The 20,687-nt window shown below is 44.5% G+C and carries 16 protein-coding genes and 1 tRNA gene; 12 read left to right on the forward strand and 5 right to left on the reverse strand.

From position 1 onward, the window contains the following. The first annotated feature begins 152 nt into the window (after positions 1-152). The 7 genes from V7R42_RS11540 (at position 153) to V7R42_RS11570 (ending at position 7,381) form a co-directional block, all read left to right on the forward strand. Positions 153-1,655, forward strand: a complete 1,503-nt coding sequence (locus tag V7R42_RS11540; protein WP_334020368.1) for a catalase — start codon at positions 153-155, stop codon at positions 1,653-1,655. 242 nt (positions 1,656-1,897) lie between these two features. Then, positions 1,898-3,427 (forward strand): DUF3369 domain-containing protein, encoded by a 1,530-nt coding sequence (locus V7R42_RS11545; RefSeq protein ID WP_334020369.1) that lies wholly within the window; start codon positions 1,898-1,900, stop codon positions 3,425-3,427. After that, a complete protein-coding gene (locus V7R42_RS11550) occupies positions 3,424-4,770 on the forward strand; it encodes a sensor histidine kinase (RefSeq protein WP_334020370.1) in 1,347 nt (448 codons plus the stop codon). Before V7R42_RS11545 ends, V7R42_RS11550 begins: the two co-directional genes overlap by 4 nt. A gap of 153 nt (positions 4,771-4,923) precedes the next feature. After that, positions 4,924-5,787, forward strand: coding sequence for an alpha/beta fold hydrolase (locus V7R42_RS11555; protein WP_334020371.1), 864 nt, complete (start codon positions 4,924-4,926; stop codon positions 5,785-5,787). Between the two features lie 84 nt (positions 5,788-5,871). Then, positions 5,872-6,684: a helix-turn-helix domain-containing protein gene (locus V7R42_RS11560; RefSeq protein ID WP_334020372.1), complete on the forward strand. Its 813-nt coding sequence runs from the start codon at positions 5,872-5,874 to the stop codon at positions 6,682-6,684. A gap of 48 nt (positions 6,685-6,732) precedes the next feature. Beyond that, positions 6,733-7,182 carry a carboxymuconolactone decarboxylase family protein gene (locus tag V7R42_RS11565; RefSeq protein ID WP_334020373.1) on the forward strand — a complete coding sequence of 150 codons (450 nt, stop codon included), beginning with the start codon at positions 6,733-6,735 and terminating at the stop codon, positions 7,180-7,182. Between the two features lie 28 nt (positions 7,183-7,210). Then, positions 7,211-7,381: a YrhK family protein gene (locus V7R42_RS11570; RefSeq protein WP_334020516.1), complete on the forward strand. Its 171-nt coding sequence runs from the start codon at positions 7,211-7,213 to the stop codon at positions 7,379-7,381. A gap of 173 nt (positions 7,382-7,554) precedes the next feature. Here the strand turns inward: V7R42_RS11570 and V7R42_RS11575 are convergent. From V7R42_RS11575 to apbC, 4 genes are all read right to left on the reverse strand, one after another. Then, positions 7,555-7,631, reverse strand: a tRNA-Pro gene (locus V7R42_RS11575). Between the two features lie 135 nt (positions 7,632-7,766). Further along, the gene (locus V7R42_RS11580) at positions 7,767-9,203 is read right to left on the reverse strand and encodes an SLC13 family permease (RefSeq protein WP_334020374.1); all 1,437 of its coding nucleotides are present in this window, start codon (positions 9,201-9,203) and stop codon (positions 7,767-7,769) included. Positions 9,204-9,337: 134 nt separating this feature from the next. Further along, positions 9,338-9,931, reverse strand: coding sequence for a dCTP deaminase (gene dcd / locus V7R42_RS11585; RefSeq protein ID WP_334020375.1), 594 nt, complete (start codon positions 9,929-9,931; stop codon positions 9,338-9,340). A 222-nt stretch (positions 9,932-10,153) separates the two neighbouring features. Beyond that, positions 10,154-11,260, reverse strand: a complete 1,107-nt coding sequence (gene apbC, locus V7R42_RS11590; RefSeq protein ID WP_334020376.1) for an iron-sulfur cluster carrier protein ApbC — start codon at positions 11,258-11,260, stop codon at positions 10,154-10,156. 106 nt (positions 11,261-11,366) lie between these two features. Between apbC and metG the strand changes: the two genes are divergently transcribed. Then, the gene (metG, locus tag V7R42_RS11595) at positions 11,367-13,394 is read left to right on the forward strand and encodes a methionine--tRNA ligase (protein WP_334020377.1); all 2,028 of its coding nucleotides are present in this window, start codon (positions 11,367-11,369) and stop codon (positions 13,392-13,394) included. Between the two features lie 197 nt (positions 13,395-13,591). Here metG and V7R42_RS11600 read toward each other — a convergent pair whose 3' ends face one another. After that, entirely contained in the window at positions 13,592-14,452 is an 861-nt protein-coding gene (locus V7R42_RS11600; protein ID WP_334020378.1) for a class I SAM-dependent methyltransferase, read from the reverse strand. An 84-nt stretch (positions 14,453-14,536) separates the two neighbouring features. Here V7R42_RS11600 and gloB point away from each other — a divergent pair, with 84 nt between their 5' ends. From gloB to V7R42_RS11620, 4 genes are all read left to right on the forward strand, one after another. Beyond that, positions 14,537-15,328, forward strand: coding sequence for a hydroxyacylglutathione hydrolase (gene gloB / locus V7R42_RS11605; protein WP_334020379.1), 792 nt, complete (start codon positions 14,537-14,539; stop codon positions 15,326-15,328). Positions 15,329-15,392: 64 nt separating this feature from the next. Further along, entirely contained in the window at positions 15,393-17,057 is a 1,665-nt protein-coding gene (locus tag V7R42_RS11610) for a lytic transglycosylase (protein WP_334020380.1), read from the forward strand. An 80-nt stretch (positions 17,058-17,137) separates the two neighbouring features. Beyond that, a complete protein-coding gene (locus tag V7R42_RS11615; protein WP_334020381.1) occupies positions 17,138-18,175 on the forward strand; it encodes an ion transporter in 1,038 nt (345 codons plus the stop codon). A gap of 328 nt (positions 18,176-18,503) precedes the next feature. Beyond that, the gene (locus tag V7R42_RS11620; RefSeq protein ID WP_334020382.1) at positions 18,504-20,666 is read left to right on the forward strand and encodes a TonB-dependent siderophore receptor; all 2,163 of its coding nucleotides are present in this window, start codon (positions 18,504-18,506) and stop codon (positions 20,664-20,666) included. Positions 20,667-20,687: the final 21 nt, after the last annotated feature.

Raw genomic sequence — 20,687 nt, forward strand, 5'->3', positions numbered from 1 at the left:
CCTAATTCAGATTGTTTGTTTTTATAGATATATATAGAAGTTTGTAAACTCTTTCATTTAGCAGTGCGTAGCAAAAGCATGTCATGAGTCAGGCATACATGATGTTTATGGAAGTTTGGCTTTCAAAAGAAGCATACGAAAGGAGTTTTATAATGGCTAAGAAACCGCAATTAACCACGTCAGCAGGCGCCCCCGTAGTAAGTAACGAAACCACTAAAACAGCAGGAGAGCGCGGCCCCGCCCTCTTACAAGATTATCAACTAATTGAAAAGTTAGCGCATCAAAACCGCGAACGAATTCCAGAACGTGTCGTTCACGCGAAAGGCTGGGGTGCACAGGGCACATTTACGGTCACGCACGACATTACCGATTACACATGCGCTGACTTATTCTCAGAAGTGGGTAAACAAACTGAAGTATTAAGCCGGTGGTCTACGGTAGCAGGAGAATCAGGCGCAGCTGATACCGAGCGTGACGTGCGAGGCTTTAGCTTGAAGTTTTACACACAACAAGGCAACTGGGATATGGTAGGTAATAATACTCCTATCTTCTTCATTCGTGATGGATACAAGTTCCCTGACTTCATTCGTACGCAAAAACGTCATCCGAAAACTAACCTGCGCTCACCAGAAGCCATGTTCGACTTTTGGGCTGCACAGCCAGAAAGCGTGCACCAAGTTACCATTTTAATGTCGGACCGTGGTATTCCGGTGTCACCTATGCACATGAACGGCTATGGCAGCCACACTTTCAGCATGTGGAATAAGGAAGGCAAGCGCCATTGGGTGAAGTTCCATTTCAAAACTCAACAAGGCATTAAAAACTACACCAATGAAACGTCTGAAAAAATCATTGGAAGCACTCGGGAAAAGTATCAAGAAGAGCTATATAACGCCATTGAAGAAGGCAATTTCCCAAAATGGACAATGTACATTCAGGCCATGCCAGAAGAGGAAGCAGGACAGCAAAGCTATAACCCGTTCGACCTAACCAAAGTGTGGCCGCACGATGACTATCCGCTTATTGAAGTTGGCGAACTGGAAATGAACAGAAATCCAGAAAACTACTTTCAAATTATAGAAAACGCAGCATTCAGTCCGTCAAATGTTGTCCCTGGTATTGGTTTTAGCCCTGACAAAATGCTTCAGGCTCGCATATTCTCTTATGCTGATGCCCATCGCTATCGTTTGGGCACACACTATGAAGCACTCCCCGCTAACGCGCCGAAAAATAGCAAGGTAAACCACTATCACAAAGACGGCGCAATGCGCTTCTTTACCAATGATTTTGGTAACCCTGACGCCTACTATGAGCCCAATCAATACGAAGGTCCGGTGGCTGACTTTTCGGTGAAAGAGCCTCCGCTTCGCATTGATGGAGATGCCGATAGATATCATCAAGATGAAGCAGATGTGGATTACGTGCAGCCGCGAAAACTGTATGAGATGTTTTCTGATGATCAAAAAGAACGGCTATACAAAAACTACGCTGCCGCTATGGGCCCGTGCTCAGATAGCGTAAAAGAGCGTTGGTACGCCGTGCTAGAAAAGGTACATCCAGACTACGCCGCAGGCGTACGAAATGCGGTAGAAAGCTTAGATACCGACGTAAATACGGTACCGATTACTGAAAATACCCCTATCGAAGATAGCTAAACGCTATTGTTGTAAGGTATCGCGGCCCAGCAGTTTTCTCCTACGGGAATCTGCTGGGCTCCACAATTTAACAAACATGGCATATTTTTAATACTTGCCTAAAACACGTCTAACTGATGATAAAGAGACTTCTGTCATCAAAATATGCTCATTGAACTTTAGAACAAAACTTGCCGAGTAAGTTTGCGAGATTGAAAATTGTGGCTTACGTTTAATATATCTACATTTGTATAGCGCTATGTATGTCGTTATTTAAGAAGTCAAAGACAGAACAATCCACCTCTCGCCAAGCTCCATGGAAAATAGCCATAATCGATGACGAAGAAGGCGTTCACGAGGTTACCCAATTAACATTGCGCAAGTTTAGATTTGAGAACCGTGGTGTCGAATTTTTATCAGCCTACAGTGGCGAGGAAGGTCTAGCGCTTTTAAAAGCAAACCCTGATGTTGCGCTCGCGTTCGTAGACGTTGTAATGGAAACCGACGACGCTGGTCTCAAACTCGTTGACGCAATTCGCAACGAGCTTAAAAACCATGTCACTCGATTGATTCTGCGAACAGGCCAGCCAGGTCAAGCCCCTGAAGAAGACGTTATTAGGCGGTATGACATCAATGACTATAAAGCCAAAACAGAGCTATCGTCGCTAAAACTAAAATCATGCGTATATACGGCTATACGCTCTTACCGCGATATACAAACAATAGAGCAAAGTAAGCGGGGTATGGAAGACGTTTTAAAATCGTCTTCTTCCGTTTTAGCCAGCCGGTCTCTAGCCCAATTTGGAACCGCGGTGCTAAAACAGACGCTTACCCTACTTAACCTGAATAATTCTGTACTCTACCTAACTACCCAGCACACCGATTTATATGGCGACACGACCATGACCGTATTGGGAGCGAGTGGAGACCTCATAGAAATGTGTGAACCCGGTATTTCCAGCCGTATTCCAGAATCGATAGAAGAAGAAGTTAAACAAGTATTAGCGAATAAATCACACTTTCAAAGCGACAAAGTGTTTATTGGCTATTACCCTACGGGTAAAGATAGTCATAACATTTTGTACGTTAAACTCGACCAGCCTCTAGATGACATGCAAAGAAAAACACTAGAAATGTTTGCCTCTAATGTGGCGGTAATATTCCAAAATCTTACGCAAAAAGAAGACATACAAAGAACCCAAAAAGAACTCATTATGGTGCTTAGCGACGCAATTGAAATGCGGAGCAAAGAAACTGGCGGTCACGTGAGGCGGGTCATATTAATGACTGAGTTTCTCGCTGAAAAGCTTAACATGAGTCAAGAATTTATTGAGACCATTCGGTATTCTGCGGCACTTCATGATGTGGGCAAAATTAGCATCCCTGAAACAATCTTACATAAGCCAGGCAAACTCGACCCAGATGAGTGGGAAATAATGAAAACCCATGCACAGAAAGGCTACGAGCTACTTGCTGGATCTGATCGCATCGTTGCCAAAATGGGCGCCATCATTGCGAAAACACATCATGAGCGGTGGGACGGCCATGGCTATCCTGAAGGGCTAGCTGGAAACGACATTCCCGTTGAGGGTCGAATAATGGCAATTGTTGACGTTGTCGATGCGTTGCTTTCTAAGCGCTGCTATAAACCAGCATGGAGTCCTGAGGAAGTGAAAGTCTACCTTCATGAAAATGCAGGGAAACAATTCGACCCACTAATCACCCACATTATGATAGAGCACTTCGACAGGATCCTCGAAATTCGCGCCACAGAACCGGACGAAGATGAATGAAAGAAACCTTAGAATTAATTTTACTACGCGTTAGCCAAAATGCGGATATTGATAAAGGTGAATTGGACGTTGCTTCTAGACTTATTATTAACTCGGTGTGTGAGGGCTTGCAAATTACTCGTGCTGGCATTTGGTTGTATGATGAAATGCAGACACTGGTGCAGTGCACGCTGCTCATAGACAAAGGAAACGACCTTGACCACGAAAGCTTAGTCCTTACTCGAAAGGACTTTCCTCATTATTTCGAAGCACTAGATTCAGAACGAACCATCGCGGCTCACGACGCCTTAACCGATGTTGCAACATTTGAATTTGCAGAAGTGTATTTAACGCCGCTGGGTATAAGCTCTATGCTGGATGTCCCTATTCGCCACCGCGGCAAAATGATTGGGATAATTTGCTGTGAACATCAAGGCAACGCCCGAGAATGGCATGCCGATGAAATTGTATTTGCGGCGTCACTGGCTGATCTTTACGGGCGTGCAGTGAGTGCTAATGAACGCGCAGATTACGAACAGAAACTTATTGAGGCCAACCAAACTCTTGAGCAAAAAATAATAGACCGTACGGCAGAGCTTGAGGCCGCCCAGGAAAAACTGGTCGAATCGGAAAAAATGGCCGCTTTAGGTAACCTAGTGGCAGGTATTGCTCACGAAGTTAATACGCCCTTAGGCATTGCACTCACCTCTGTGAGCAATTGCAAAGAAGAACTCAAGGATATCTATCGAGAGTTCGAGAATGGCGAATTAACCGAAGAGGGTTTTAAAGACTTCGAAGCTATTTGCTCTGAAGGGTTAAACTTGGCTGAAACGAGTCTTATGCGAGCAGCGAATTTAGTACAAGATTTTAAACGCACTTCTGCTGATCAAACGACGTTAGAAATAGAAGAAATTGCATTAGACGAATATATACCCAGAGTCTGTAACCCTTTGAAACCTATGCTTCGCAAGGAACAAATTGAGCTCAGCATAGACGTTACCCCAAATTTAGTTATCACTACTTGCCCTGGTATTATTGCCCAATTGCTAACGAATCTAATATCGAACGCTCAGCGTCATGCTTTTGGTCCATCGGTAAACAACGAGATAAATAGAGTTAGTGTGAGTTGCAGTAAAAACGCAAAAGGCATCGTGATTAGCGTGCAAGACAATGGTAAAGGTATTCCCGAAGCCCTTCACAAAAAAGTGTTCGAACCTTTTTACACAACCGCTCGTGACAAAGGAGGTACAGGGCTCGGCTTAAACATTTTATACAATCTTGTACGACAAAAATTTAACGGTGAGATTGATTTAGCATCAAACCCTGGTAAGGGAACAACGGTAACTGTATGTATTCCGGTTTAAGGCTAATGTGCCTCTCCTTTTCCTTCTACGCTACCTAGCCTCTGCTTTATCCCCCCAATGTAGTAAGCAACATTATCAAATGTCGCCGTCACGACAGATCTAAAACCAAAGGCTGGGCAAGCTAAATATAAAGGCATAACAGGGCACGTAGAAATGCAACTTTCACAATGGCTAAATTCCGGCCGTTTTTTAGACGTCAACGGTCAGCAGATTTTTTATAAAACAGAAGGCACTGGACTAGTCCTGTTACTCATTCACGGATACCCCACTGCAAGTTTTGATTGGGCTAAAATATGGCCGGCTCTCACAAACCAGTTTCGCTGCGTGACGCTCGATATGCTGGGCTTTGGATTTAGTGATAAGACGCCCAAAAAGTACAAAATCAAAGAACAAGCCGCGGTAATAAATGCCTTAATCGAACACCTTAAAATACCGCAAGCTCACGTATTATCTCACGATTACGGTGACACTGTTGCACAGGAACTAATGGCTCAGCAATTGGAAAACAACCTTGGTTTTCACATGGCGTCGCTACACCTACTCAACGGTGGCCTTTTTCCTGAGACACATCGTGCACTGCCCATTCAAAAGCTCCTGCTTTCTCCACTTGGTGGGCTACTCATTCGCTTTTTAAACAAAAATGCAATTCGAAAAAGCATGCACAATATTTTTGGCCCAAACACCCCCCCTTCGAATCAAGACATCAACGATTTTTGGACGCTTATCACTGAAAATAATGGCCACAAATATATGCACCTGCTTTTGAACTATATGAAGCAGCGCATACAATACCGAGAACGCTGGGTAAGTGCACTACAAAATGCGGATGTCCCTCTTCGACTCACCGCGGGCATGGCAGACCCAATATCTGGCGCGCATATGGTGGCGCGGTACAAACAACTCATTCCCAATGCAGACGTAATTGAGCTCGATAAAATTGGGCACTATCCGCAAATTGAAAGTGCTGAAGCCGTGGTGAACTCTATAATAAGCTTTTTAGGTCGCTACGCTAACTAAACGTGAAACTTTGTCTTGATACAGCACGCGACAGGGGTAATATAAAGCTTCACTGATTTAACTCTAGACTCGCAGCCAACGTTTATGGACGCTTCACACAACAACGAAATTATTCCTGCCGCTAGCTTTAAGCAGATTGGTATTGATTTCGTGGCACCTGTTACTTCCATAAAACGGTTTGTGCAATGTTTATGGGTAATTGATAACCCTCAGGACTCACCCACTACGCTAAACGAAAAATTTTATCCCGATGCGGGTGCTAGTTTGACTTTTTATCTAGACCAAACTAACTGTGAAGCGCAATTGTTTTACCATACTCAAGTCTGCGCCATGCCTTGGGAGCTAGCTTGCAGACAAATAAGCGTAAGATTCAGGCCCGGTGCGTTGAAGTGCTTATTTGGCTCAAACTTTGATGACTGCCAAAACCAACAAATCGACATCGCATTGGCTATGGGTAAGCAGCAAGATGTTTATCAACAACTGCAAGACTACCTTATTGGTAAAACTATTGATCAGCAGTGTTCAGCCATACAATGTTGGCTGGTTAATTTAGTAGAACGTTGTAATGATAGCTTGCAAAAATGGGAGCACATGCTTTATCAGTCGATGCACTTACTGGTGCCTCCGCAACGTCTTGCTGACGAATTCGGCGTAAGTCGAAGAACGCTTGAACGCCAATTCCGCGCTAACTTTGGCTTCTCGCCGAACAAGCTGCATCAATTTGCTCAAATACGCCATGCACGAACGCTACTAACCTCCAACACAGAGTCGCTGAGCCATATCGCCCTAGCATGTGGCTACTTCGACCAATCGCATTTTACACATTCGTTTAGCGCGTTTGCGTTGGAAACGCCTTATCAATATAGAAAACGAAAGTTGTCGCAAATTTACAATTAAGTAAGACACTCGGGGTTTATAGTTCTCCATAGTTTAAAGGAGACCACTATGAATAACCGCATTAAACAATCTGAATTCTACTCTGAATATCCTCATATTCTTGAACACCTTCAAGGATTAGTGAAGCCTTCAGTAGAAAGTACATTAAGTCAAAAACTCATACATTTAGTGAGGCTACGCGCTTCACAAATTAATCAATGTGGCTTCTGCCAACACATGCATGCCGGTGAAGCAAGACAGTCTGATGAAAACCAGGCAAGACTCGATGTGTTAACTGCTTGGAGAGAGATGGATTGTTTTACTCATGAAGAACGTGTTGCCCTTGAGTGGACCGAAGCGTTAACGCTTATTCACGCCTCGACCATTACCGAGGAACTTTATAGCAAGGTAGAAAGCGTATTTGGAAAAGAAGGACTAATAGAACTAACCTCTATTGTTCTTCAAATTAATAGCTGGAACCGTATCTCCGTGAGCCTTCAGTTTCAACCTTCTATCTAATAGCAAGGAAAACGTGAAAATGACTATCATGGATAAGGCGCAAAATAACAAATTGGGCCTAGCCGCATGCTTGTGCTTTTTTTGTGGAAGTTCGCTATTTTTGCCAGCCTTCAGCAAATTTGCAACCGTTGGGGTATGGTTATTTATGGCGGGTTCGCTATTAATGCTTTTCGACATCTTAAGCGTTAAGCGCAACTAGCCTTTGCACTTTCATTATTTAAGAGTGTATATACAACTATGCACTCTTTTATTGAGCTATATTTACTGATGTATAACGGCACAGAAAAGTGGACCCAAATGTGGACCTACCGATTAAATCTTATAAGAGGACATATCGCCGAAAAGGCTAGAAGTCAAGCGGGGTAAGGAAGTTGGTCGGTGTGAGAGGATTTGAACCTCCGACCCCTGACACCCCATGACAGTGCGCTACCAGGCTGCGCTACACACCGACCGAAAGAGCGAACAAGTCTACTCAAATTTGTTCACAATGCAACGAGAATTAACAATAAGCCTGTTTAAGCGCTCAATTGCTAACCACTTTACGAATTTTCACCTTAAATCACCGAGTTGCTTGATAACCGTTATTAGGCCAACGTAACGTAACACACGGCGGTTACAACCAATGCAATCAATACATTCAACACTATTCCCTCTCTGGCCATGGTTTTAATATCGAACTTTTCTGTCGAATATGCGATGGCGTTAGGCGCTGTTGCTACGGGCAGCATAAAAGCGCAACTTGCGCTGATTGCAGCGGGGATCATTAATAATTTAGGGTCTACACCTACTGCCAAACCTGCCGCCGCAAGAATTGGCATTAGTAGTGTAGATGTTGCTGTGTTGGAAGTAATTTCCGTTAAAAAGGTAACGAACAGGCAAATGCCAAGTACCAATAAAAGAACAGGAAGGGTAGAAAGTCCCGTTAGCCATGTTCCCATCAGCACACTTAGCCCCGACGACATAAATGCTTTGGCAATACAGATACCGCCGGCAAACAATAACAACATGCCCCACGGAATATCGTTCGCAGTTTTCCAGTCAAGCAGTTTGTCGCGGTTGCCTTTTGCGTCTACTTCACCGTTGTCAATGCCGCTATTGGTGAAGAACATGGCGGCAACACCCGCTACCGCAATCGTACTGTCGCTAATGGTATTGATGCCTATCCACGCGGTCCAAAAAGGTCTGAAAATCCAAGCCATTGCTACCGTGCCAAAAATAGCAAGAACACGTTTTTCGGCTTTCGTCCATGTACTTGGTACGGGTAAATCGATGTTACCCACCTCTTTTATACCACGCGCTAACCATAAAGCCATAATAGGCACGCCCAAAATCACAATAGGAACGCCCGTTTTCATCCAGTCGATAAAACTGTATTCCATACCTTGAGTTTCTTCATACACGCTCATGAAAATAATATTAGGAGGCGTCCCAATTGGCGTGCCTACCCCGCCTAGGCTTGCCGAATAAGCAATACCAAGAATAAGCGCCACGCCAAAACGCGGGTTATCTACCGCGTTAATTATGGCGATAGCCATTGGCAGCATCATAAGAATAGTTGCCGTGTTACTGATCCACATACTAAGCACTGCTGTCGTTAACATGAAGCCAAGTATTAGTTTAAGCGGGCTGCCGCTGCCCGTTACACGCAACATGTAAATGGCGAAACGCTTATGTAAGTTGGCCCGTTCTAACCCTTTTGAAAGCATAAAAGCAGCCATTAATAAGATAATGACATGGCTTCCGAGTGCAGACGCAGCCTCGCTGTGTGACAGCACGCCAAATAACGGAAATAGCGCAAAGGGTAACAGCGAGGTTGCCGGAATAGGAAGTGCTTCAGTAACCCAAAGCACGGCGACAAAAAGCGTGATCGCGGCGGTAAAAATGATCTCGTTAGGCTGGTCGATGGCCCACAAACCAACGCCACTTAGCACAGAGGCAATAAACGCAAACAGAATGATACTGTTTTTGCGTGTTGGTTTTCGTTGTTGAATTTCTGAAGAAGATTCAGGGTTTGAGTGCATTGCGCTTCCCATTACTAATCGCTTTATTATAAGTGCCAGGGCGTTCCCCAGTTATTGCTCTTATAATTTCTATCAGTAATTCGCGGGAAACGCACTAGGCTTTTCCAAAAAAACGTGTTTTTAGACTGATTTTGCTACTTGCTTTCGTCGTCTGACGAGATTCGGCTTGCTACTGCGCCCGCTTGGCCTTTGTATTTAGCATCTGCTCTGGCGTTGTAAGGTTTTTCAGCTGGCGCTGACAACACCTCAAAGCTAAGCGCCCCTATTTTCATTTTAGGGCGAAGCGCCAGTGGTAGCTTACCACTGTTGTAAAACTCAAGCACGATGTTGCCTGACCAGCCTGGATCTATTCGATGCGCAGTCACGTGCACCATTAAGCCTAAACGCGCGAGTGAAGAACGCCCATCTAACCAGCCCACAATGTTGTCTGGCAAGGTTACTGACTCATGCGTGATGGCAAGTGCCAGTTCACCGGGGTGTAGAAAGAAGGCTTTACCCTCTTCTAGTTCAATTTCGTCGCTCATAACGTGGTCGAGCGCTTCTTGAACCTGTGCTTTGGGTCCACTTAAATCGATAAACGGCGCTTGGTGGTCTTCAAACACACGAAATTTGTTTCCTAAGCGGATATCTACCGTTACACCACTTATCTGATCGTAGCTGGGTGTCGGGTCAATTTTAATTTTTCCATCTTTCAGATGCTGGTAGATATCGCGGTCGCACAAGCGCATGGTGTATTCCTCATTTCGTTAGGCCGCTATTATGCGTATGTCACCGCATGCATTCAACTGCTCAAAGGCTTGTTTTATCTGCTTTTGCGCAATTTTGTTAGAGTTTTTGACAATTTTGAATTCAAGCAACTTAACCTAGCTATATTTGCTTTCACTACATTTGTCTTGATTTATCTGTCCGTTAAGCCCTCCTGACGTTTCTAACTAACTTTACTCTGCCAGCTATTCTTTGCCAACAATGCCAATCGGATCGCCTTTAATGTGCTTAACTGCCCCTTTGCGAGGCGCAACGGTAAGGGCCAATTGCATAGACAGCGCGCGAGCAGCCTCGCGATAGCTTTCACTCAAAGCACTTTCTGGCGAGGAAATTAATAAAGGCGTACCGGCATCGCCGTGCTCGCGAATATGAATATCAAGCGGTAGCTGACCTAAAAGCGGCAAGCCGTGACGTTCGGCAAGTGCTTCGCCACCGTCTTTTGAAAACACATAGTCCCTCGTACCGCATGCTCTACACTGGTAATAGCTCATGTTTTCAATAAGCCCTAATACAGGTACGTTAACTTTTTCAAACATGCTTATGCCTTTTTGGGCGTCGGCCAGCGCTAAGTCCTGTGGCGTTGTAACTACCACAGAAGCGGTAAGTGGAACTTGTTGCGCCATTGTCAGTTGGATATCGCCAGTTCCTGGTGGCATGTCTACAATTAAGTAGTCCAGCACGGGCCACAAGGTTTCATCCAATAACTGCTTAAGCGCCCTGCTGGCCATCGGTCCTCGCCATACGGCCGCGTCTTCTTGAGGCACTAAATAACCAATTGAGTTCGCCACCAGCCCATGAGCAGTTAGCGGCCGCATGTGCTTATTATCTTCACTTTCAGGATGTGCGTCGGGGTTACCTAACATAATGGGAATAGACGGTCCATAAATATCGGCATCTAAAATCCCTACTTTCGCGCCTTCCTGCATAAGTGCAAATGCTAAATTAATGCTGGTTGTCGACTTACCTACCCCGCCCTTGCCAGAAGCCACTGCTATAATGTTTTTAATGTTGGTGACCGGCGCTACTTCAGTTTCGCCACTTGCCACAATCTGTTTAAACGTAAGCTGACCATCGCCAAGCTTCCCTCTTAGCTGTTTAAGCACTTCTTGCTTAAGGGTATCTAATTGAGTAGCAATACAAAATGGCAAGGTAACCGTAACGCCCGCATCTTCTTTTTCTGGCTGACTAAAAGCACACCATGGCAAGGTATCTTCAACACCTAATGAAAAATACGTGGCCAAAATAGCAGCAACTTTTAGCGTAAGCGGCTCTGCTTTGCGAGAAAAGAACATAAAATGCCTTACTAGTAGTAGAATTGTGAATTACGTAATGCAAAAAACGCGGTTTTCCGCTAGTATTTGCAGCCATTTTGAAACGCAAAGAATCAATAACGTCATTATGTCAGAAAAACGCCGAATTCTGGTAACCAGTGCGTTGCCATACGCAAATGGCTCTATTCACTTAGGTCATTTGCTAGAACACATTCAAACCGACATCTGGACTCGTTTTCAGCGCCTTCGCGGAAACGAATGTTACAGTGTTTGCGCCGACGATGCACACGGTACGCCGGTTATGCTTAAAGCCCAAGAGCTTGGCATTACACCAGAAGAAATGGTGGCAAGAACGCGCGCTGAACATCATCAAGACCTTGTTGATTTTCACGTTGATTACGACAACTACTATGTAACCCATTCGCCAGAAAACAAGGCATTGTGTGAAGAAATTTACACTCGTCTAGATAACGCAGGTTACATTAGCAAGCGCACTATTAACCAACTGTTCGACCCTGAAAAAGAAATGTTCCTGCCAGATCGTTTCGTTAAGGGTACCTGCCCAAGCTGTGGCGCAGAAGATCAAAACGGCGATAGCTGTGACGTATGTGGCGCAACGTATAGCCCAACAGAAGTAAAGAACCCGCGCAGCGTTGTATCGGGTGCTACACCAGTACTACGTGAGTCTGAGCACTTCTTCTTTGACCTGCCAAAATTTGAAGGCATGTTAAAAGAGTGGATCCGCTCAGGTGCCCTGCAGGAAGAAATGGCTAACAAGCTGCAAGAATGGTTTACTGAAGGTCTTCAACAGTGGGACATCAGCCGTGACGCGCCTTACTTCGGCTTTGAAATTCCAGGTGCGCCGAACAAGTTCTTCTACGTGTGGGTAGATGCGCCCGTTGGCTACATGGCAAGTTTCAAAAACTTCTGCGACCAAAACAACCTAGAATTTGATGACTTCTGGAAGGCAGACTCAGAGGCTGAGCTTTATCACTTTATTGGTAAAGACATTACCTATTTCCACTGCCTATTCTGGCCTGCCATGCTAGAAGGCGCGGGATACCGTAAGCCGACTGGCGTAAATATTCACGGTTTTGTAACGGTGAACGGCGCGAAAATGTCAAAGTCGCGCGGCACGTTTATAAAAGGCCGTACTTACCTTGACCACCTGAACCCAGAATATCTGCGTTACTACTTTGCGTCTAAGTTAGGCGACGGTGTTACCGACATCGACCTTAACTTTACTGACTTCGCACAAAAAGTGAATTCAGACCTGGTAGGCAAAGTGGTTAACATTGCGAGCCGCTGTGCAAGTTTTATTACCAAGCGTTTCGACGGCAAATTATCTGACAACGTGATTGAACCCGAACTTATTGCTGAGTTCCAAAACGCGTCACAAAGCATTGCTGCATTATTTGAGAAGCGTAAGTACCACCAAGCTGTGCGCGAAATTATGGCCCTTGCTGATAAAGCTAACCAGTTCATTGACAACAACGCACCTTGGGTAACCATTAAAGACGAAACTAAGCAGCAGTTCACACACGATGTGTGCTCGCTAGGTATCAACATGTTCCGGCTGTTGGTGATTTACTTAAAGCCTGTACTGCCAGTACTTGCAGAAAAAGCAGAAGAGTTTTTAAACGACAATTTCGACTGGAATTCACTGCAAACCATATTGAAAGGTCACGCCATCAACAAATTTAAGCCGATGATGCAGCGTGTAGAAATGGAGAAAATTGACGCCATGGTTGAAGATTCAAAAGAAAGCCTAGCGCCAGCCGCACCGGCTATCGACCCAGACAGCCCGCTTGCTAAAGACCCTATCAGCGACACTATCTCATTTGATGAGTTTGCCAAGGTTGATTTACGTATTGCTCGTATTGCTAAAGCCGAGCATGTAGAAAAAGCAGATAAACTTCTGCGTTTAGAGCTAGACTTAGGCGGCGAAACTAAGCAAGTGTTTGCAGGTATTAAGTCGGCCTACTCGCCTGAAGCGCTTATTGGTAAGCATACGGTAATGGTAGCTAACTTAGCACCTCGTAAGATGCGTTTTGGTATGAGTGAAGGTATGGTGCTAGCCGCAGGTCCAGGTGGCGACGAACTATACATTCTTGAGCCGCATGAAGGCGCAAAACCGGGCATGCGCGTTAAGTAATCCAATATAAAAAAAGAAAATATTTAAGGTTGAGCAGCAGTTCGCCTTAGCTAAAGCCACGATTGGGTTAGCCCTATCGTGGCTTTTTTATACTTTTCATAAACCGACAGCGACAGTGGAAAACAGCGCTTAGCGTGCAAGGTTTGCAAATTTCTCACGCGAAGCTGCGCGATAGAATCTTGACTACGTTTAAAAAGCTAGCGACCCGTTCGATTCGCCGTAGAAGTTCTCACACTAGCGCCTACCGCTGAAAAGCGCGGTTTCAAATTGCGTTTAGGTTTTATCGCCGTCATAGGGATAACCCGTTTTTTCGCGAGTATGACATAAACCGCGCTGCACCAAGGGAAGTAAGACGCTAAATAGTCTTGAAATTTCACCGCGCCCTTCCATTTTTGTTGGAAAAAGAGTGTTGAAAACAACACCTGGCGCTGTTCAATAATTTCAAAACCCAATAATTGAAGCCAATCTTTAATGCGATAAGACGTGAAAAAGCGTGCGTCGTGTAAAATATTTCCGCGCTTAACAGGCAAAAACTTAGCGAAACCCGCTAGGCTCAATGGATTAAAACCACTAATAATGACATAGCCGTTTTGCGTGATAACGCGGTCAACTTCTCTCAATATTTCGTGGGGGTCTTGCGCAAAATCTAATTCATTAGCTAATAGAAAGCCGTCAATACTGTTTTCGGAAAAAGGTAAGCAGTTCGACTGCCCTACTACCGTGTTTCCTTTGCATGTTTTCGGTTCGATGTTGTCAACGCCCAATGACATGACGCCTGCTGAATCGCAATTGGAGAAGCCTGTTTTTACTTCGCAGGTATTTACTTCGTCGCTAAATGGAACATCATAGGGTACATAATTGATGTGGTGTCTAATTGGGCTGCTCTCTAAGCTTATCTCGGCGCTCAATGAACCCAGTTTAGCAAAGTGATACCCAAATATACGCTCAGCATAATCATCACACACTGTATTCACAGCATGACGAATGTGCTCACCAGCGGGAAAGTCATCCCAACTTGTTGGGTAGCGAGGCGGTTTAGTTCTAAACGCGGATCTCATTAATACTGCGCGCTCTTAGGTTGCTCTGATCTTTACAAGCCCCTATAGTAACGCATAATTCTACCTACACAAGCAGGCACTCTAATGACGGCAGAAATACTTCCTTCAGGCGTAGTCATACATCCTATTCCCGCCTTTACCGACAATTACATCTGGTGCATTTATAATGAAAGTAGTGCAATTGTAGTCGACCCGGGTGATGCAGAGCCTGTGTTGGCTTTTCTAAAAGAAAAGCGGTTAACCCTTAGTGCAATTCTCATTACTCATCATCACAGAGACCACACTGGCGGTATTGCAAAATTGGTATCCGCAGTACCAGATTTACCGGTTATAGGCCCAAGAGGCAATCATATTAGAGGCATTACTAAATCGGTCTCTCAAGGCGATACCGTCACGCTGCCTGTTTTTAAAATGGCGCTACAAGTCATGGAAGTGCCGGGTCATACCCTTGATCACATTGCATTCTTTGGGCACGGCGTATTGTTTTGTGGTGACACATTATTTTCTGCTGGTTGTGGACGACTGTTCGAAGGTTCGCCAGAGCAAATGCATCATTCACTTAATAAGTTAAAACGACTTCCCGACACTACGAGCGTTTACTGCACCCACGAATACACTCAGGCTAATGTTCAATTTGCGTTAGCAGTTGAGCCAAACAACGAGGCGTTACGTGATTACTCGCAGTGGGTGGAAAAGAAGCGCGCTCAACATCAACCTACACTTCCAAGTAACCTGAAAGAGCAGAAAAATATAAATCCATTTTTACGCGCCCATGAACTTTCTGTGAAAACCGCTGCCGAAGCCCATTGCGAAAAGAACCTGGCCGACGATGTAGCAGTGTTTGCTGCAGTTCGCCGCTGGAAGGATGAGTTTTGATGCAAAAGTAAGCCGATTATCGTATTATGGTCGGTTTGCGGTGCTCCAAGAGGTTTCTTCACATATGCAGTTGAAGTTTTTCCCACTGTCGCCACTAATATTGGCGCTAGGTTTAACGGGTTGTCAGTTAACCAATAGTAATAACGACAATGCACAATTAAAAAGTAACGAGGCAACTTTACTAGAAGCGTGCAGTGATATTCATAACAACGAAGAAGCCATTTCTGACTGTGAAATCGCAAGAGAAGGCGTTATTGATGTTGTTCACCCTAATGATGATACGCTTGAAGAAGGTGCCGAATTCACTGATACACCGGATATGCATACGCAGGCGATTGTCACTGACGTATGGGAACGCGCCAGCGCTAATTTTGCATTACCCATTCCCGATAACAAGCGTATTAACGCGCAGCGAAAGTGGTATCTAAAGCATCCCGAGTATATGGCTCGCGTTGTTAAACGTGCCAAGCCATTTCTTTACTATATTACAGAAGAAATTGAAAAACGCGACATGCCAATGGAGCTGGTGCTTCTACCAATAGTAGAAAGTGCTTTCGATCCCTTCGCCTATTCCCATGGTAGAGCAGCCGGTATGTGGCAGTTCATTCCTGGCACAGGCAAGCGCTTTGGTATGCAACAAAACTGGTGGTATGACGGACGACGCGATGTGGTTGCCTCAACCCAAGGTGCAATTGATTACCTAACCTATTTAAATAAAATGTTTGATGGTAATTGGCTGCACGCACTCGCTGCGTATAACAGCGGTGAAGGTCGCGTTCAACGGGCAATTAAAGCCAATAAACGTGCGGGTAAACCTACTGACTTTTGGAACTTAAATTTACCTAAAGAAACACGCGCATATGTGCCTAAACTGCTTGCACTGGCTGATATTCTTAAGAACAAAGATGAATATGCGTTCGCCTGGCCGGAAGTTGAAAATGTAGCCGTTATCGAAGTCGTTGATATTGGCTCACAGGTTGATTTAGCGTTTGCGGCCGAGCTTGCCGGTATGTCTTTAAAAGAACTTCATGGATTAAACCCAGGCTTTAACCGCTGGGCAACGTCGCCAGAAGGGCCACACAGGTTAGTACTTCCGCTCGATAAAGCCGCCGCCTTCTCTCAAGCTTTGGCTAAAATAGACAAGACAGAGCGATTGAACTGGGTACGCCACTCCGTGAAGCCTGGCGATAGCTTAGGCAAAATTGCGAAGCAGTATCACACCACGGTGAAAGTGCTTAAAAAAGTGAACGAACTAGACTCGTCCATGATCCGTGTGGGTCAAGCCATTATGGTACCCGTGGCGCTTCAAGAACTGGACAGCTATACATTGTCTCAGGAACAGCGTTTAGTACGTTTGCAAAACGCCAACACATCTAAGCAAAAAGTGCGTCACACAGTACAATCCGGTGATACGCTTTGGGATATTGCTCGTAAGTACAAAGTAAGCACTAAGCAGTTAGCTAAGTGGAACGGTATGGCACCTGGCGATATGCTTCATCCAGGAAAGACTTTAGTTATCTGGCAAGAAGGCAAAGCACAAGACGGCGTTACCAAAAAAGTGACCTATACCGTGAGAAATGGCGATTCATTATCTCGTATCGCTAATAAATTCAATGTTAAGGTTAGCGATATAGGTAAGTGGAATTCGCTTAATACTAAGCGCTATCTGCAACCTGGCCAAAAGCTAAAACTCTATATAGACGTAACAAGGTTAAACGCATCAAGCTAACCTTTAGTCTTTAAAGTGCAATGTTGTTCATGTCCTACTGAATACACATTGCGCTTTACGTCAACATACAGGATAAGGACATGCTAAGAATTAACCGAGAAAATTTGCGAAACAGTCATGAAACGCCTTGGTTAATCTTAGACTTAGTCATGTTAGGTATACTTTTTGTGAATCTAGCATGGCTCATTTTCGATGCCTTATACGCCACCGATTTTGTCTATGGTCTACTGGGCACGTACTTTCCCGCTTTTCTTAGCGCCTACGACCCCGTTCACAACAACTTCTTGTTGGTCGACTTGGTGTTTATCGCCATATTCTTTAGCGAGTTTTGCTTCAGGTGGGTTGTAGCCATTGTTAGGAAAGAGCATTTACGCTGGTATTTTTTCCCCTTTTTGCACTGGTACGACATTATTGGCTTGATCCCTACAGGCCCCACTCGATTGTTTCGGTTCCTTCGTATATTTTCCATTCTGCACCGCCTGCACAAATTCGAAATTATCGACTTAAACCAAACTGCCGTATTTCGCTTTTTTGCGTTCTACTATGACGTTTTCGTTGAGGAGCTGAGCGACAGAATTGTTGTTAAAGTGCTAAGCGATGCACAGAAAGACATCTCTGCGGGTTCGCCTTTATTGGACGATATCAACGCACAGGTACTGGCCCCTCGTCGCCCGGTTATTACGCAATGGATGGCCGGTGTCATCAACCATTTAGGTCACTCTATTAAGAGCGAAGAACACGGCGAGGTAATTCGAGAACACGTAAGAAAAAGCGTGGGTAAGGCGGTAAGAAGTAATGCGCAAGTCTCTTCTTTACATTACCTACCTGTTATTGGCAGAACGATTGAAAATACGTTGGAAGAGTCGGTCACCGATATTGTTACCACTTCGCTGGTAAACCTGTTGAGCGACTTAGATGCAGAGCGCATCGATCACTTCATATCAGTAGGCATGCACGACTATACCCCAACCGCAGACGCGCTAGATAAAGAAGTGCTTAACGTTGTAAATGAATGCTTAGAGCTGGTAAAAGCCCACGTTGCACAGCAGCGTTGGAAGTCACACCTAACTGAAAAAGAATCGGCTATCCCCAGTGGCAAGCCTAATGTGAACCAGTAAAGAACACTACGTGCATTTTACCAGGTCAGATAAACCGCACTCCCCCCAAGTATTTATAGGCAGCGTCTGTAGAATATTTACTATCACATCTCAGTTCGCCTTTCTTAGCAATCATTAGCAGTTATTGTCAGTACCACAGTAAGCATTTGAGTAAACAAAATAAACTCAAGTCATAATGAAACCATAACGCTGATGCCAATTATAGTAGTCTGCTGGCTGATAGAGGCCTCTTCAAAAACATAAAAACAAACAAGAACTATTATCAATAATATTCAGATGATAGACTATGTATTTGAACTTAAACATCTATCATTCGAGGAAGGAATCTATGGCGTTTATCAAGCCATTATCAACACAGCGTAATGCATCAATAAAAAATACTTTTCCGCTTTCCGTAATTGCGCTCGCCGTTTTGACATCAACCACTGTATTTGGCCAGCAAGTTGAAGATGACGAAAAGTTAGAACACATAGAAATAAACCCTATGCAGTCTTACCGAAGCACTGCAACAAAATCATCGCTCCGCCCTATTGAATCGCCAGTAAGCATTAGCGTTATTGATCAGGATTTACTTCAGCTTCGCCAAGCCGACTCGGTGAATAAAGCGTTGCGTTATGTTTCTGGTGTTACCACAGAAAGTCGTCCCACTATTACTATTTTCGACCAATTTACTATTCGTGGTTTTACCACTTATCAGACTTTTTATGATGGCCTTCCGCTGCTTACGAATAATAGCTGGAACCTATATCCTCAAGTCGACGCGTTTGCGACTGAGTCTATTGAGATACTAAAGGGCCCAGCCTCATCGTTGTACGGTCTGGTTCCGCCAGGCGGCATGGTAAACCAAGTTGCTAAATACCCTAAAGACGAAGATGAAACGCTTGTAAGAGCAGCGTTGGGCTCTGACAGCTTGATTGAACTTGGTTTGGATACCGCAGGGGCACTTACAGACAATTCACGATACAGACTTGTGATGTTAGGAAGAAAACGCGATGGCTTTCAAGACACAACGGAAACCGAGCGATATACCATAGCACCTTCGGTCACGATAGATCTTAGTAAGGATACTGAGCTAACCCTATCCGGTTATTATCAAGATGACCCAGAAATGATCCCTTCTACTCCTCTTCCTGGGCAAGGCACTTTGTATAGCGACCAGTATGGAAAGTTAGACGCAAGCGCCTACGCAGGTGATAAAAACTGGAATAGTTTTTCACGCGAAGTACTGATGCTTGGCTATAAAATGAACCACCGAATTAATGATAACTGGTCTGTGCTACAAAAATTCAGATATACAGATTCAGAAGCGCTTCAACGCAATACATACCATTCCGTGTTAGATGCTGAAAACGATTTGTATCGTTCTGCATATTTAACTGATGAAGAAACAGATGGCCTAACGGTAGATACCCAACTGGCAGGGCAAATAGAGAGTGGCGATATAACCCACAACCTTTTATTTGGTGTCGACTATCAAGAATCAGATTCTGCGGTTGCCTATCGTGATACGTTGGGCACTAATACACCGCCAATCAACCTTGCAAATATTGATAACAATCTTTTCGACATCAACACACTACCTCTCGATTTCTACCAAGAAGATCATGATATCGATGTTGAGCAACTCGGCTTTTACATTCAAAACGAAATGCAATTTAACAATATCACCGTATTGTTAAATGGTCGCTTTGATAATTTTGAAAGCACCGATGTCGCAGCAAACGTTTACGACAGTTCCGAATACGGTAGCACTACCGAGATTGACCAAGACGAATTTTCTGGCCGTGTAGCCACTATGTATACTTTCGATTCAGGTTGGCGAGTTTATGCAAACTACTCAGAATCTTTTGAGCCTGTAACGGGCGTTGACTCGGTTACAGGCGAAGCCTTCAAGCCGACTACTGCCGATCAAATTGAAGTGGGCACGAAATTCCAGTCACGTGATGGCGCAACTACCTTCACGGGAGCTTATTTTGTTCTCACTAAACAAAATGTGGTAGTTAATACGCCAGATTTCCTTCAGCGTACCCAAACCGGTGAAGTTGAATCTAAAGGTATTGAGTTAGAGTTAAGTACAAATATCACACCTGCCCTTTCGCTTCAGGCTAATGCGACTTTCTTAGATATGGAAGTGACAGAAAATGAGCTAGACCCCACAGAAGTAGGCAAAACACCAGTATGGGTAGCCGAAGAAAGTGGTTCTGTGTGGGCTAATTACCTATTTGATAACACACTTGATGGTTTAATGGTGGGTGCAGGCGTACGCTACGTTGGTGAAACACAGGTCGACAAATATAATACCGATGAAGTCCCCTCTTACACGCTGATTGATGCAGTCATAACTTACGATATGCCTGAGTACGACTTAAGGTTGACAGGCAGCGTTAGCAACTTAACTGACAAAGAATACGTTGGCTCATGTTACGATTCAAATAACTGCTGGTTCGGCGCACAACGTCGCTTTGAAGTAGGGATAGAAAAGCGTTTTTAATTGCCACAAAAAAGCCCACAG

Origin of the sequence: Alteromonas sp. S015, assembly GCF_036864485.1 — a bacterium.
Lineage (GTDB): Bacteria > Pseudomonadota > Gammaproteobacteria > Enterobacterales > Alteromonadaceae > Alteromonas.